Below are 13738 nucleotides of genomic sequence, written 5' to 3'. Positions count from 1 at the left end.
GGGTGTGACCGCTCCCGCCGACCGCGCTCGTCTCGAAGCGCTCTACGCGCAGCACGCCGCGGCCGTTCACGCCTACGCCCGCCGCCGCACCGACGCGGCGGCGGCCGAGGACGCCGTCGCCGAGACCTTCCTCGTCGCCTGGCGCCGGCTCGACCGCGTGCCTGCCGGCGACCCGCTGCCGTGGCTGTTCGCGACCGCCCGCCACGTGCTCGCCAACCAGCGCCGCGGCGACGCTCGCCGCGCGGCGCTGTCGGCGCGGCTCCACGCCGAGCCGGCGCCGCCGCGGCCGGCGAGCGGCGTCAGCGAGGAGGGCGCGCGGCTGCTCCACGCCCTTGCGGCGCTCAGCGCGACCGACCGCGAGGCGCTGCTGCTGACCGCGTGGGAGGGCTTGGAGCCTGCCCGCGCCGCCGCCGCGCTCGGCTGCACCCGCGCCACCTTCAACGTCCGCCTCCACCGCGCGCGCAAGCGGCTCGCCAAGGCCCTTGCCCACGAGTCCCCGTCCGGCGGCGCGTCGAGCACCGCCCCGCGCGAGTCCGCGCCCGGCGTCGCGAGCGCCCGGCCCGCCGACCGGCGCCGTCCCGAGACCGCTTCGCAGGAGACCCGCCGATGAGCGACCTGATCGAGCTGCTGCGCGCCCACGACCCGGAGCGCGACGGAACCGAGGCGCCGCCGGTCGCCCCGCTGCTGGCGCGGATCGAGCAGGAGCCGGCGCGGCGCGGCGCCAGCGGCGCGCCGGCCGGACCGCCGCGCCGCACCGGCCCGGCACGCGCCGCCCGCGGCCTGTTCGCGCTCGGCCTGGCGGCCGCGGCGGTCGCCGTGCTCGTGCTGCTGCTGGCGGGCGGCGGCCGCGACGAGCAGGCGCTTGTCCCGGCCGACGGCGGCCCGCGCGCGATCGTCCACGTCCGCTACCGGACGGTGATGTCGCAGCCGAACGGGAGAGCGCTCGGCGCCGTCATGCAGGGCGTCGGGACGATGGACGGGCCGGTCGAGCAGTGGTCGACCGAGCGGCCTCGCCGCTGGCGCAGATATGAGCGGTTCCTGCCCGATCGCCAGCAGCGCCTCCCCGGCGGGTCGATGGAGCAGGCGTACGCCGACGGCTTCATGCGCACCCGCTACGCCGGCAACCGCAGAGACCTGAGACGGCGCCTCGAGCCGGGCGCCCACCCGCGGCGCAGACACACCGCCGCCAACACGCTGCGCGACGGCACGCTCGACCCCCGCGGGGCGGTGCGGGAGATGGTCGCCCGCGGCTACGCCCGCCCCGACGGCGAGACGGTCCGGGACGGGCGGCGCCTGCTGCGGTACGTGCACCAGAGCGAGGGCCGCGACCTCGGCAGACGCGGCTCGATGTCCGGCGTGCACGTGACCTACCTGCTCGATCCCGAGACCTACCGGCCGGTCGAGATCGTCTCGGAGGCGACCCCGGTGCCCGGTCGCAGGACCTTCGGCGGCCTGACGCATCGCACGATCTACGAGGTCTACGAGACCCTGGCCCCGACGCCGGAGAACCTGCGCCTGCTGCGCTTCCGCGGGCCGACGCGCTGAGCGGCGGCCGCGGCGACGCGGTCCGTCGGTCACCAGCCTGACAGGGAAGCGGCGCGTGTGCAGCATCTCTCTGGAAATCGGGACCGCCTCGCGCGGGAGCGTCGGGAGCGGCCGCTACGTTGTCGTGCCAGTGCGCGCCGCCGACCTCGATCTCGACCTCGACGTCTTCGCCGGTCCCTTCGACCTGCTGCTGACGCTCGTGCTGCGCGAGGAGGTCGACCTGCTGGAGGTCGACCTCGCCGACGTCGTGCTCACGTACATCGACTTCCTCGAGTCGCGCGGGGAGCTCGACCTCGAGCTGGCGACCGAGTTCCTCGTGCTGATCGCGGCGCTGCTGGAGCTGAAGTCGCGCCTGATGCTGCCGGGCGAGGAGGAGGAGCTGGTCGACATGCAGCCGGGCGAGGCGGCCGAGGAGCTGCTCGCGCGCCTGCTGGAAGCCCACCGCTACCGCGGTGCCGCCGAGTTCCTCACCCGCCGGCTCGACGAGCAGGCCGGCTACCGCTTCCGCCAGGCGCCGCTGCCGGCCGAGCTGCGCCGCGGCACGCTGGAGGACTCGACGCCGGTCTACGACCCCGCGACGCTCGGCAGGGCGATCGGCGGGATGCTGCGGATGCCGGCCGAGATCTCGCTCAGCCACGTGACGATCCAGAGAGTCACGGTGATCGAGCGGCTGAGACACCTGCGCTCGCTGCTCGGTCGCGGTCGCTTCTCCTTCGACGAGGCGGTCGCGAGAGCCGACCGCGTCACCGTCGCGGTCACGATCTGGGCGCTGCTGGAGCTGTACAAGCGCGGCGAGGCGACCTGGGAGCAGGACGAGCCGTTCGCCGAGATCACGGTCGAGGCGCGCGACGAGAACCCCTGGCCGGGCGTCGTCACGAGCGCCGAAGCGGTGTGAGCGCGCGGATGCGGCTCGACAGCGACACCGCCGAGCTGGAGCGGCTGCTCGAGGCGCTGCTGTTCCTCTCCAGCGACCCGGTCGCCGTCCCGGCGCTCGCCGACGCGACCGAGCGCGACGCCGACGAGGTCGAGGCGGCGCTGGAGGCGCTCGGGCGGCACTACGAGCAGGAGCGGCGCGGGATCGTCCTGCGCGAGCTGGCCGGCGGCTGGGTGCTCGCCTCCAGCCCGCACGCCGAGGATGCGGCGCGGAAGCTGTTCGGCAAGCCGCGCACGCCGCCGCTGACGCCGGCCCAAGCCGAGACGCTCGCCGTCGTCGCCTACCTGCAGCCGGTCTCGCGGCCCGAGATCGCCCGCATCCGCGGCGTCAACGCCGAGTCGGCCGCCGCGACGCTGATCGAGCGCGGGGTGATCGAGGAGGCCGGCCGCTCGCAGTTCGGCGCCGTCCTCTACCGCACGACCGAGCTGTTCCTGCGGCTGTTCGGGCTCAGATCGATCGACGACCTGCCCGACGTCGCCGCCTGGGACCCGTCGCCCGAGGTCGCCGCCAACATCCGCGACCGGCTGCTGCGCGCCGGCGAGGCCCGCCTCGGCGTCCCGGCCGCCGCTCAGCCGGCCGAGGGCCGCTCGGCGCGCCCGGGGGAGGAGGCGCCAGCCGGCGACGCGCTCGGCGCGCTCGGCGGCGACGTGATCCCGCTCAACCCGCAGCAGCCTTGACGGCCAGCTGGCCGCAGGCGGCGTCGATGTCGCGGCCGCGGGTGAGGCGGACGGTCGCGGAGATCCCGTGCTCCTCCAGCACCGCCCGGAATGCCTCGATCGCGTCGCGGCTGGAGCCGTCGTAGATCGAGTCGGTCGGGTTGTACGGGATCAGGTTGACCTTGAACATCCACGGCTCGAGCAGTCTCGCGAGCTGGAGCGCCTGCGCGTAGCCGTCGTTGACGCCGGCGAGCATCACGTACTCGATGAAGACCATCCGCCGCCGCTTCTCGTAGAAGCGCCGGCAGGCGTCGAGCACGTCGTCCAATCTGTAGCGGTCGTTGACCGGCATGATCTGCGAGCGCAGCGCGTCGTCGGGCGCGTGCAGCGACAGCGCCAGCCGGATCGGCATCTCCTGCTCGGTCAGGCGCTCGATCCCGGGGATCCAGCCGACCGTCGAGATCGCGGTGCGGCGGTGGGTGATGCCGACGTCCGGCAGCCGTCTGGAGGCGGCGAGCACGTGGTCGAGGTTCATCATCGGCTCGCCCATGCCCATGAAGACGCAATGGTCGACCGGCTCGATGCGGCGGAAGTGGAGCGCCTGGTCGAGGATCTCCGACGCGGTCAGGTTGCGGCCGAACTTCATCGTCCCGGTCGCGCAGAAGGTGCAGGTCAGCGGGCAGCCCGACTGCGAGGAGAGGCAGAGCGAGCGGCGGCCGTCCTTGTAGCGCATCATCACGGCCTCGACGGCGCGGCCGTCGTGGGTCGTGAACAGCGCCTTGACCGTGCCGTCGGAGGCGTGGGCCTCGTGCTGGAGCGTCAGGGAGGAGAAGGGGACCCGCTCGGCGAGCTGCGCCCGCAGGGTGGCCGGCAGGTTGGTCATCTCCTCGTAGGAGGCGGCGCCGCGCGCCGTCCACTCCCACACCTGCTTGGCGCGGAAGGCCGGCTGGCCCAGCTCTCTGAGTGTTCTGTCGAGCAGGTCGAGATCCATCGTCGCCCTCTATGGTGGCAGCCCGTGCGCCTCGCCAAGTTCCTCGCCCACGCCGGCGTCGCCTCCCGGCGCGCCTCCGAGCAGCTGATCCGCGACGGGCGCGTCACCGTCGGCGGCGAGGTCGTGACCGATCCGGCCCGCGACGTCGACGGCTCCAGCGGGGTCCGCGTCGACGGCGACCCGATCCGCGGCGAGGAGCCGCGCGCCGTCTACGCGCTGCACAAGCCGGCAGGCGTCGTCTCGACCGCGAGGGACACCCACGGCCGCCGCACCGTCACCGAGCTGGTGCCGCAGGGACGCCGCCTCTACCCGGTCGGCCGCCTCGACGCCGACACGACCGGCCTGATCCTGCTGACCAACGACGGCGAGCTGGCCAACCGCCTCACGCACCCCCGCTACGAGGTGCCGAAGACCTACAGAGCGACGACCCGCGGCCCCGCGATCACCGACCGCGCGCTGCGGCGGCTGCGCGACGGCGTGCGGCTGGAGGACGGCATGACCGCGCCGGCGCGCGCGATCCGCCTCTCCTCGCACGTCGTCGAGATCACGATCCACGAGGGCCGCAAGCGCCAGGTCCGGCGAATGCTGGAGGAGGTCGGCCACCCGGTCAGAGCTCTGGTGCGGGTCCAGTTCGGGCCGCTGCGCCTCGGCGAGCTGCGGCCCGGCCAGTCGCGCCGCCTGACCGCGAGAGAGGTCGCCGACCTCGCCGCCGCCGCGAACGACCCCGCGGGAGCGAGCGCTTGAGCGCCATGGAGCTCGCCGGACTTCCGCGCCTCGGGCCTGGCGAGACGGCGCTGTTCGACCTCGACGGCGTCCTCACGCGCAAGGACACCTTCGCCGGCTTCGTGGTCGGGCGACTGCGGCGCCGGCCGCTGCGGCTGGCGCTGGCGCTGCCGCTGGTCCCGTTCATGCTGCTGCCGCCGACGCGCAGGCCCGCGGTGACGCTGGCGGTGAAGCTGGCGCTCATGCGGCTCACGACGGAGGGATACCGCGCCGAGGCGGCGTCGTACGCCGACGCGCTGGCGGCGACGCCGCGCGCGATCCAGCACGGATGCGTCGAGGAGGCCCGCCGCCACCTCGACGCCGGCGCGCGGGTCGTCTTCGTGACCGCCTGCGAGGCGACGGTCGCGCGCGAGCTGCTCGACGCCGTCGGGCTGCCCGAGGTCGAGCTGGTCGCCTCGCGGCTGGAGCGCCGCGGCCGCCTGTGGCGGGTCGCGCTCCACAACCTCGGCGAGGAGAAGCCGCGCCAGCTGGCTGCGCACGGGATCGTCGCGCCGTGGGCGGCCGCCTACAGCGACCACGCCGTCGACCTGCCGCTGCTCGGCGGGGCGCGGGTCGCCGTGCTCGTCAACCCGAGCGCCAGGCTGGAGGAGACGGCGCGGCGGGAGCTGGCCGGGCGCGCACCCGGCGGCGTCCGCACGGCGCGTTGGCCGGCCGGATGAGAGAATCGCCGGTCATGCGGCTCTTTGCGCTTCGGGGCGCCACCACCGTCGACGAGAACGAGGCCGAGGCGATCCTCTCGGCGACCGACGAGCTGATGCGCGAGCTGATGGCCCGCAACGGGCTCGACGCCGACGCGATGGTCTCGTGCCTGTTCACGCTGACGAGAGACCTCGACGCCCAGTTCCCGGCGGTCGCGGCGCGCAGGATGGGCCTCAGCAGCGTCCCGCTGATGTGCGCGCAGGAGGTGCCGGTGCCCGGCTCGCTGCCGCGCGTGATCCGCGTGATGGTCCACTACTACGCCGCCGAGGACCACCGGCCGAGCCACGTCTACCTGCGCGAGGCGCGCGTCCTGCGCACCGATCTGCAGGGCGCGCAGTAGCGCCGCCGCGCCTCGGTGCGGTCTCCGCCGCGCGCCGGCCGCGCGGCACCGCTGCCGTCGCGGGGTTCGGCTACCGTCCGACTCGTGCAGCGCGCGCTCGCCTCCCTCTCGACCGTCCTCGCCGACCCCGGCGCGCCCGGGGCGGGGGAGGAGCTGGCGCGGCTGCGCGCCCGCTGGCACGAGCTGGCGCCGGAGGAGCGCGAGGCGCTGACGCCGCTGGCCAGGCTCGCCGCGGCGCGCGTCAAAGGGGCCGCCGCCGCGCCGGCCGCGACCGACGACGACGGCTACCTCTCCTACCTCGACGAGATGGCCGCGACCGCCGCCTCCAAGGAGGACGACGACCCGGACCGCTTCGACGGCGTCGTCGCCGTCGCGCCGCCGGCGCCCGCCGCGCCGCCGGCGCCTGGGCGCGCGCAACCCGCCGCCGCGCCGGCGCAGCCGCCCGCGGCCGCGCCGCCCGCGGCCGCGCAGCCGCCCGCCGCCGGCACGCTCTTCGACACCGCGCCGCCCGCGCCCGCCGCGCCGCCCGCGCCCACCGCGCCACCCGCGCCCGCCGCGCCCACTGCGCCGCCCGCGCCCGCCGCGCCCGCCGCGCCCACCGCGCCCGCTCCGCCCGCCGCGCCGCGCCAGCCGCGACCGGGCCGCGACGCCGACCCGGAGTCGCTCCTGCACCTGCTCGGCCTGAGCGCCTTCCGGCCGGGGCAGCGGGAGGCGGTGCAGGCGGCGCTCGACGGGCGCGACGCGCTCGTCGTGATGCCGACCGGCGGCGGCAAGAGCCTCTGCTACCAGCTGCCGGCGCTCGCCTCCGACGACCTGACCGTCGTCGTCTCGCCGCTGATCGCGCTGATGCGGGACCAGTGCCAGCGGCTGACCGACCTCGGCCATCCGGCGGTGATGCTCGCCTCCGGCAACGACGCCGAGACCAACCGCAGCGCGCTCGACCAGATCCGCGACGGCTCGGCGACGGTCGTCTTCGCCGCCCCCGAGCGGTTCGCCAGCGTCGCCTTCCGCAACGCGATCGCGCAGCGCAGCATCGCGCTGTTCGTCGTCGACGAGGCCCACTGCGTCAGCGAGTGGGGCCACGACTTCCGGCCCGACTACCTGCGCCTCGCGCAGGTCGTCGCCGACCTCGGCCATCCGCCGACGATGGCCTGCACCGCGACCGCGACGCCGAAGGTCGCGGAGGAGATCGTCGCCCGCCTCGGCCTGCGCGACCCCGAGCGCGTCCGCTCCGGCTTCGACCGCCCCAACATCTCCTTCGACGTGCTGCCGTTCGACGGCCAGGGCTCGGTCGCGCGCAAGCGGGCGACGCTGCTGGCAGGCCTGCAGATGCCGGAGAACCGCCCGGCGGTCGTCTACTGCGGCACGCGCAGATCGACCGAGGAGATCGCCGAGCTGCTCGACGGCGCGGGCCTCACGACCGTCGGCTACCACGCCGGCATGAACGCCCAGCAGCGCTCGCTGCGCCAGGACGCCTTTATGCGCGGCGACGTCGACGTCGTCGTCGCGACCAACGCCTTCGGGATGGGCGTCGACAAGGCCGACGTGCGCTCGGTCTGGCACTGGGCGCTGCCCTCCAGCCTCGAGGCGTACTACCAGGAGGCAGGCCGCGCCGGACGCGACGGGCTGCCGGCCCGCGCCGTCCTGCTCGCCTCCCGCAGCGACCTCGGCCGGTTGGTGCGCTTCATCCAGCAGGCGGAGGTGACGCCGGCGCAGGTCGGCGCGCTGGTCGGACGGCTGCGCGTGCAGGCGCAGGAGGGGGTCGCCGAGCTGGAGGCCGGGGCGGAGGGCGACCGGATCGCGCTCGCCGTCGCCGAGCGGGCCGGCGCGCTGCGGCTCGAGCCGGGCGCCGGCGGCCGCATCCGCGTCGAGCTGGCGGGCGAGCCCGACCCGCGCGCCGTCGCCCAGCTCTGTCGCGCCGCGACCGACCGCCGCTGGCAGTCGTACCGCTCGATCGAGGCGTACGCCTCGGGCCACGATCGCTGCCGCCGCCGACAGCTGCTCGACCACTTCGGCGACCCGGCGCCGGGCGCCCCGATCGGCCGCTGCTGCGACGTCGACGACCCGCCCGACTGGCTGCCGCCGATCACCGTCGCGCCGAAGCGCTCGCGCTCCGCGGCGCCGGTCGACGACGGCCCGCCGGTCTCCGACACCGAGCTGGAGCCGCTGAAGGCGTGGCGGCGCGAGCGGGCCGCCGGCAAGCCGGCCTACACCGTCGCCAACGACGCGACGCTGCGCGAGATCGTCCGGCGCAGGCCGACGAGCGCCGCCGCCCTGCTGGAGATCAGAGGGATCGGCCCGTCGTTCGTCGAGAAGCACGCCGATTCGCTGCTGGAGCTGCTCGCCTCCTCCTGAGCGGCGCCGCTGCCGCGCCGCGCGGCCGCTCGCGGCGGCGCCCGGCGGTTCGGAAGCGCCGCCGCGCCGCGAGTCGGCACAATGGACCTCCCACCACCCCGACCAACGGACCGACCTTCTCCATGGCGATCGAATTCTCGGACAAGATCCGCCGCCTGCCCGTCTACCCGACGGCCGGCGGCTACGCGCTCGACGGCTTCGCGATGCTCGCGAGCAACGAGGCCCCCTTCGGCCCGATGCCCGGCGTCGTCGAGGCGGCGACCGAGGCGGTCGTCCATGCCAACCGCTATCCCGACCCGTCGAACCTGAGACTGCGCAGAGCGCTCGCGGCGCGCTACGACTTCGACCCGTCGCGGATCGCGATAGGCGCCGGCTCCTGCGACATCCTGCTGAGCGCCGCCGAGGCGCTGCTGGAGCCCGGCGCGGAGGTCGTCTACTCGTGGCCGTCGTTCTCGGTCTACCCGCAGATGGCGGCGGCCGCTGGCGCCCGCGCGATCGTCGTGCCGCTCGACGACGAGCAGCGCCACGATCTCGACGCGATGCTGGCCGAGATCACCGCCGCGACCCGGCTCGTGCTCGTCTGCAACCCGAACAACCCGACCGGCACCGCGCTGCCGCTGGAGCGGATCACCGAGTTCGTCACGCGCGTGCCGAAGCACGTCTGCGTGATCGTCGACGAGGCCTACTGCGAGTTCTCGACGCTCGAGGACCCGGACGCGTCGATCGACCTGGCGCGCCGCTTCCCGAACGTCGTGCTGCTGCGCACCTTCTCGAAGGTCTACGGCCTCGCCGGCCTGCGCGTCGGCTACGCGCTCTGCGGCGACCAGCGCTTCCGCGTCGCGGTCGAGCAGGTCCGCCAGCCGTTCTTCTGCAACGCCGTCGGCCAGGCGGCCGCCGAGGCGGCGCTGCTGCGCCAGGACGAGCTGACCCGCCGGATCGAGGAGACGATCGCCAACCGCCTCGAGCTGGAGGAGGGGCTGCGCGAGCTCGGCCTCGAGGTCGCCGAGTCGCACGCGAACTTCATCTGGCACTCGCTCGGCGACGGCGACGAGCAGGAGATCCTCGAGGGCCTGAGAGAGCGCAGGGTGCTGATCCGCTCCGGCAGAGCGCTCGGCCGCGAGGGCTGGGCGCGCACGACGATCGGCACCGCGACCGACAACCGCCGCTTCCTCGACGCGCTCGGCGAGCTGCTCGGCTGATCGTCCGGCCGGGCGAGCGCGGAGGCGCCCGGCCGCTTGCCGCGGCGATGACTCCTTGCGGCTCGACTCGTCTCAAGCGCAGGTACTCCGACCGAGAGGAGCGCGCGATGAGCGAGTCGACCGCCGGGACCCCGACGCTGTACGTCTGCCACGGCGACACGGGCGGGCCCCGATACCACCCCTGCGGCCGCGTGCAGAAGGCGCTGCGGGAGAAGGGGATCGCCTACGAGAAGATCGTCGCCGCCCACGGCAACCCGCTCCCGTTCCTGCGCAGAGGGTCGCGCGAGGAGCTGCGCGCCGCGACCGGGGACACGAAGCTGCCCGCGCTGAAGCTGGCCGACGGCACCGTCCTGACGCACTCGAAGGCGATCCTCGCGTGGATCGATCGGCAGGACGGGCGCGGCTCTGGCACAATGGCCTGAGTCGCATGAGCCAGAGCCACCGTACGACTGACGCCTTCACCGCCGCCGGCACCTATGCCGGCTATGCGTCGTACGGCCGCTCCTGGCGCGCTTTCGCCTGGCGATTTATCTAGGCGTCCGGCCAGACCCGCACGACTCGCCGCCCGTGGTGGGAGCTTCGTGAGGTCGGGCGCCGCAGGACCCCTCGGCACGGCTTCGTGCCCGCCCGTTCCGTAGATTCCAGCGCGAGAGGACCCGTGAAGCAATGATGATCGTGATGAAGCAGGACGCGACCGAGGACGAGATCCAGGCCGTGGTCGAGCGCGTCGAGGGCGCCGGCGCCCGCACCCACCGCATCAACGGCGACGAGCTGACCGTGCTCGGCGTGCTCGGCGACCGTGAGCACGTGATGCGGTTGGAGCTGGAGGGTGCACCGGGCGTCGACAAGCTGGTCCCGATCCTCAAGCCCTACAAGCTCGCCTCCGCCCAGATCCGACACGGGGAGCCGAGCGTCTTCGAGATCGGCGGCCGCAAGGTCGGCGGCACGCACTTCGCGCTGATCGCCGGGCCGTGCACGGTCGAGTCGCGCGAGCAGACGCTCGGCACCGCCCACACCGTCGCCGCCGCCGGCGCGACGCTCTTCCGCGGCGGCGCGTACAAGCCGCGCACCTCGCCGTACGCCTTCCACGGCCTTGGGCAGGAGGGGCTGCGGCTGCTCGCCGAGGCGAAGGCGGAGACCGGCATGCCGATCGTCACCGAGCTGATGGACGCGCGCGACCTCGACGCCGTCCTCGAGGTCGCCGACGTGATCCAGATCGGCGCCCGCAACATGCAGAACTACACGCTGCTGACCGAGCTCGGCCGCGCCGGCCGTCCGGTGCTGCTCAAGCGCGGCCTCTCCGCCACGCTGGAGGAGCTGCTCAACGCCTCCGAGTACATCCTCAAGGAGGGCAACGAGCAGGTGCTGCTGTGCGAGCGCGGGATCCGCACGTTCGAGACCGCCTACCGCTTCACGCTCGACCTGACCGCCGTCCCGGTGCTGAAGCAGCTGACCCACCTGCCGGTGATCGTCGACCCGTCGCACGCCGCCGGCCGGCGCGACCTCGTCCAGCCGCTGTCGCTGGCGGCGGCCGCGGTCGGCGCCGACGGCATCATCGTCGAGGTCCACCCGAACCCCGACGAGGCGATCTGCGACGGTCCGCAGCAGCTGGTCGCCGACGAGTTCGCCGCCTACGCGGAGAAGGTCGCGCAGGCGGCGGCGGTCGCCGGCAAGACGATCTCGACCCCGGCGGCGGAGCCCGCCGCGACCGCGGCGGCGTAGCGCCGCGTCCGAAGGAGGCACGAGCCGCTTGCGCATCTCGATCATCGGCGTGGGCCTGATCGGCGGATCGGTCGGGCTCGCGGCGCGCGAGCGGCTCGGCGCCGACGTGACCGGGTGGGATCCCTCGCCCGGCGTGCTCGACGCCGCCTGCGGCCTCGGCGCGCTCGACCGCGGCGCCGCGTCGCTGGAGGAGGCCGTCGACGGCGCCGAGGCGGTCTTCGTCGCCGCGCCGGTCGGCGCGCTGCCGGCGACGATCGCGCGCGTGCTGGCGGCGATCTGCGACGACTGCGTCGTGACCGACGTCGGCTCGACCAAGCGCAGCGTCGTCGCCGCCACGAGCGATCCCCGCTTCGTCGGCGGCCATCCGCTCGCGGGCGCGGAGACGGCCGGCGTCGAGCATGCCCGCGCCGACCTCTTCCAGGACGCGACCTGGTACCTGACGCCGACCGGCAGCGCGACCGGCACGCTGCTGGAGCGGCTGCACAGACTGCTGCGGACGCTGGGCGCGAAGCCGACGGTGATCGACGCCGCGACCCACGACACGATGCTCGCGGCCGTCTCTCATCTGCCGCACGTGACCGCCAACGTGCTCGTCGCGCAGGCGGCGCGCGCGCTGGAGGAGGAGTCCGAGCAGCTGCCGGCGACCGGGCCGAGCTTCCGCGACGCGACCCGCGTCGCGGGCGCCAACAGCGGCATCTGGACCGACATCTACCTCGCCAACCGCGACGCGCTGATCGAGCGGATCGACGACACGGTGCGGCGGCTGGAGGAGTTCCGCGCGCTGCTCGTCGCCGCCGACGCCGACGGCGTCACGGCCTGGAACGAGGCGGCGCGCGAGGACCGCAGGCGGCTGCTGGAGGCGCAGCTGGCCGGCGGGACCGTGCACGAGCTGCGCATCTCGGTGCCGGACGAGCCGGGCGTGATCGCGCGGCTGGCGCTGGAGCTGGGACGCGCAGGCGTCAACATCAACGACATGGCGCTGTACCCGGCGCCGAGCAGAGCGGAGGGCGTCGTGGCACTGTGGATCGCAGGGGACGAGCCGGCGCGGCGCGCCGAGCAGCTCGTCGAGGAGCTCGGCTTCCCGGTGGCGCGCGCATGACGCCGAACGCTGCGGCCGGAGGCCTTGCGTTCGGTCGAAAGAACACGCCGGAGGCTCCTTCTTCCAGCTGCGGAGGTGTGAGATGAGCATGCCCGGCGAGGGCGGCGAGACCGTCCGCTTCGACCCGGCCGACGGCGGCCTGCGCGGCACGCTGCGCGTCCCACCGGACAAGTCGATCTCGCATCGCTCGGCGATCTTCGCGGCGATGGCGCAGGAGCCGGTCCGCGTCCGCAACTACCTCGACGCCGCCGACACCAACTCGACGCTCGCCGCGGTCGAGCGGATCGGCGCGCGCGTCGAGCGCCACGGCGGCGGCGAGCTGACCGTCACCGGCGTCGGCCTGCGCGGGCCGCGGGAGATCGACGGCGTGCTCGACGTCGGCAACGCCGGCACGCTGATGCGGCTGCTGCCCGGCTGGCTCGCCGCGCAGCCCGGGAGACGGTGGACCTTCGACGGCGACTCCTCGATCCGCAGACGGCCGGTCGACCGGATCGCGGGGCCGCTGCGGCAGATGGGCGCCGCGATCGAGGCGAGCGACGAGCGCTTCCCGCCGTTCACGCTCCACGGCGCCGAGCTGCGCGCGATCGAGTACGCGATGCCGGTCGCCTCCGCGCAGGTGAAGTCGTGCGTGCTGATCGCCGGCATGAGCACCGCCGCACCGACGACCGTGATCGAGCCGGCGCCGAGCCGCGACCACACCGAGCGGATGCTCGCGGCCGCCGGCGTCCCGATCGAGCGCGCCGCGACGACGGTCACCGTCGGCCGGGTCGACGAGCTGGAGCTGGAGGCGATCGACGTCCCGGGCGACCTCTCCAGCGCCGCCTTCTGGGTCGCCGCCGCGGTGATCGTGCCCGGCTCGCGGGTCGTGCTGGAGAACGTCAACGTCAACTGGACGCGGACCGGCTTCCTGCGGATCGCCGAGCGGATGGGCGCGATCGTCGACGGCGAGCTGGAGGCCCACGGCGCCTTCACCCCCGGCGAGCCGGTCAGCACGCTGGAGATCGCCGACGGCCCGCTGATCGGCACGACCGTCGAGCCCGAGGAGGTCCCGCTGGCGATCGACGAGCTGCCGCTGGTCGCGCTGCTCGGCTGCTTCGCCGACGGCGAGACGGTCGTGCGCGGCGCCCAGGAGCTGAAGGTGAAGGAGTCCGACCGCATCGCCACCGTCGTCGACGGCCTGCGCGGACTCGGCGCCGACATCGAGGCGACCGACGACGGCTTCGTCGTGCGCGGCGGCGGCGGGCTGCGCGGCGGGCGCATCTCCTCCCACGGCGACCACCGGCTGGCGATGCTCGGCGCGATCGCCGGCCTCGCCTCGCGCGAGGGGGTCGAGGTCGAGGGGATGGAGGCGGCGGCCGTCTCCTACCCGGGCTTTGCCGCGGACCTCGCGCGCCTGCTGGCGCGGTAGCCTGCCG

The 13738-nt window shown here is 74.7% G+C and carries 14 protein-coding genes; 13 read left to right on the top strand and 1 reads right to left on the bottom strand.

Annotated features, from left to right (window positions below; translation table 11 throughout):
• The first annotated feature begins 4 nt into the window (after positions 1 to 4).
• From BDZ31_RS21380 to scpB, 4 genes are all read left to right on the top strand, one after another.
• On the top strand, positions 5 to 610 hold the full coding sequence (locus BDZ31_RS21380) for a sigma-70 family RNA polymerase sigma factor (protein ID WP_183344946.1): 606 nt from the start codon (positions 5 to 7) through the stop codon (positions 608 to 610).
• Positions 607 to 1545: a hypothetical protein gene (locus BDZ31_RS21375; protein ID WP_183344944.1), complete on the top strand. Its 939-nt coding sequence runs from the start codon at positions 607 to 609 to the stop codon at positions 1543 to 1545. Before BDZ31_RS21380 ends, BDZ31_RS21375 begins: the two co-directional genes overlap by 4 nt.
• Before the next feature lie 124 nt (positions 1546 to 1669).
• A complete protein-coding gene (locus BDZ31_RS21370) occupies positions 1670 to 2440 on the top strand; it encodes a segregation and condensation protein A (RefSeq protein ID WP_343075662.1) in 771 nt (256 codons plus the stop codon).
• A gap of 8 nt (positions 2441 to 2448) precedes the next feature.
• Positions 2449 to 3156: an SMC-Scp complex subunit ScpB gene (gene scpB, locus BDZ31_RS21365; protein WP_246345699.1), complete on the top strand. Its 708-nt coding sequence runs from the start codon at positions 2449 to 2451 to the stop codon at positions 3154 to 3156.
• On the opposite strand, the gene rlmN is transcribed toward scpB, so the two are convergent.
• Entirely contained in the window at positions 3137 to 4126 is a 990-nt protein-coding gene (gene rlmN, locus BDZ31_RS21360) for a dual-specificity RNA methyltransferase RlmN (protein WP_183344941.1), read from the bottom strand. The genes scpB and rlmN overlap by 20 nt on opposite strands.
• 24 nt (positions 4127 to 4150) lie before the next feature.
• Between rlmN and BDZ31_RS21355 the strand changes: the two genes are divergently transcribed.
• The 9 genes from BDZ31_RS21355 to aroA all read left to right on the top strand — a co-directional run bounded on the left by BDZ31_RS21355 (position 4151) and on the right by aroA (position 13731).
• On the top strand, positions 4151 to 4870 hold the full coding sequence (locus BDZ31_RS21355) for a pseudouridine synthase (RefSeq protein WP_183344940.1): 720 nt from the start codon (positions 4151 to 4153) through the stop codon (positions 4868 to 4870).
• Between the two features lie 5 nt (positions 4871 to 4875).
• Positions 4876 to 5568: a haloacid dehalogenase-like hydrolase gene (locus BDZ31_RS21350; RefSeq protein ID WP_183344939.1), complete on the top strand. Its 693-nt coding sequence runs from the start codon at positions 4876 to 4878 to the stop codon at positions 5566 to 5568.
• A 14-nt stretch (positions 5569 to 5582) separates the two neighbouring features.
• Complete coding sequence (gene aroH / locus BDZ31_RS21345) at positions 5583 to 5948, top strand: chorismate mutase (RefSeq protein ID WP_183344938.1); 366 nt, start codon at positions 5583 to 5585, stop codon at positions 5946 to 5948.
• An 84-nt stretch (positions 5949 to 6032) separates the two neighbouring features.
• Positions 6033 to 8303: a RecQ family ATP-dependent DNA helicase gene (locus tag BDZ31_RS21340; protein WP_343075661.1), complete on the top strand. Its 2271-nt coding sequence runs from the start codon at positions 6033 to 6035 to the stop codon at positions 8301 to 8303.
• Positions 8304 to 8425: 122 nt separating this feature from the next.
• Complete coding sequence (hisC, locus tag BDZ31_RS21335; RefSeq protein WP_183344937.1) at positions 8426 to 9502, top strand: histidinol-phosphate transaminase; 1077 nt, start codon at positions 8426 to 8428, stop codon at positions 9500 to 9502.
• Positions 9503 to 9609: 107 nt separating this feature from the next.
• On the top strand, positions 9610 to 9924 hold the full coding sequence (locus tag BDZ31_RS21330) for a glutathione S-transferase N-terminal domain-containing protein (protein ID WP_183344936.1): 315 nt from the start codon (positions 9610 to 9612) through the stop codon (positions 9922 to 9924).
• 244 nt (positions 9925 to 10168) lie between these two features.
• The gene (aroF, locus tag BDZ31_RS21325; protein ID WP_183344935.1) at positions 10169 to 11224 is read left to right on the top strand and encodes a 3-deoxy-7-phosphoheptulonate synthase; all 1056 of its coding nucleotides are present in this window, start codon (positions 10169 to 10171) and stop codon (positions 11222 to 11224) included.
• A 28-nt stretch (positions 11225 to 11252) separates the two neighbouring features.
• The gene (locus BDZ31_RS21320; RefSeq protein WP_183344934.1) at positions 11253 to 12323 is read left to right on the top strand and encodes a prephenate dehydrogenase/arogenate dehydrogenase family protein; all 1071 of its coding nucleotides are present in this window, start codon (positions 11253 to 11255) and stop codon (positions 12321 to 12323) included.
• An 82-nt stretch (positions 12324 to 12405) separates the two neighbouring features.
• Positions 12406 to 13731, top strand: coding sequence for a 3-phosphoshikimate 1-carboxyvinyltransferase (gene aroA / locus BDZ31_RS21315; RefSeq protein ID WP_183344931.1), 1326 nt, complete (start codon positions 12406 to 12408; stop codon positions 13729 to 13731).
• The last annotated feature ends 7 nt before the right edge of the window (positions 13732 to 13738 follow it).

Source organism: Conexibacter arvalis, from assembly GCF_014199525.1.
Lineage (GTDB): Bacteria > Actinomycetota > Thermoleophilia > Solirubrobacterales > Solirubrobacteraceae > Conexibacter > Conexibacter arvalis.
This window is presented reverse-complemented; position numbering and strand designations above follow the sequence as displayed.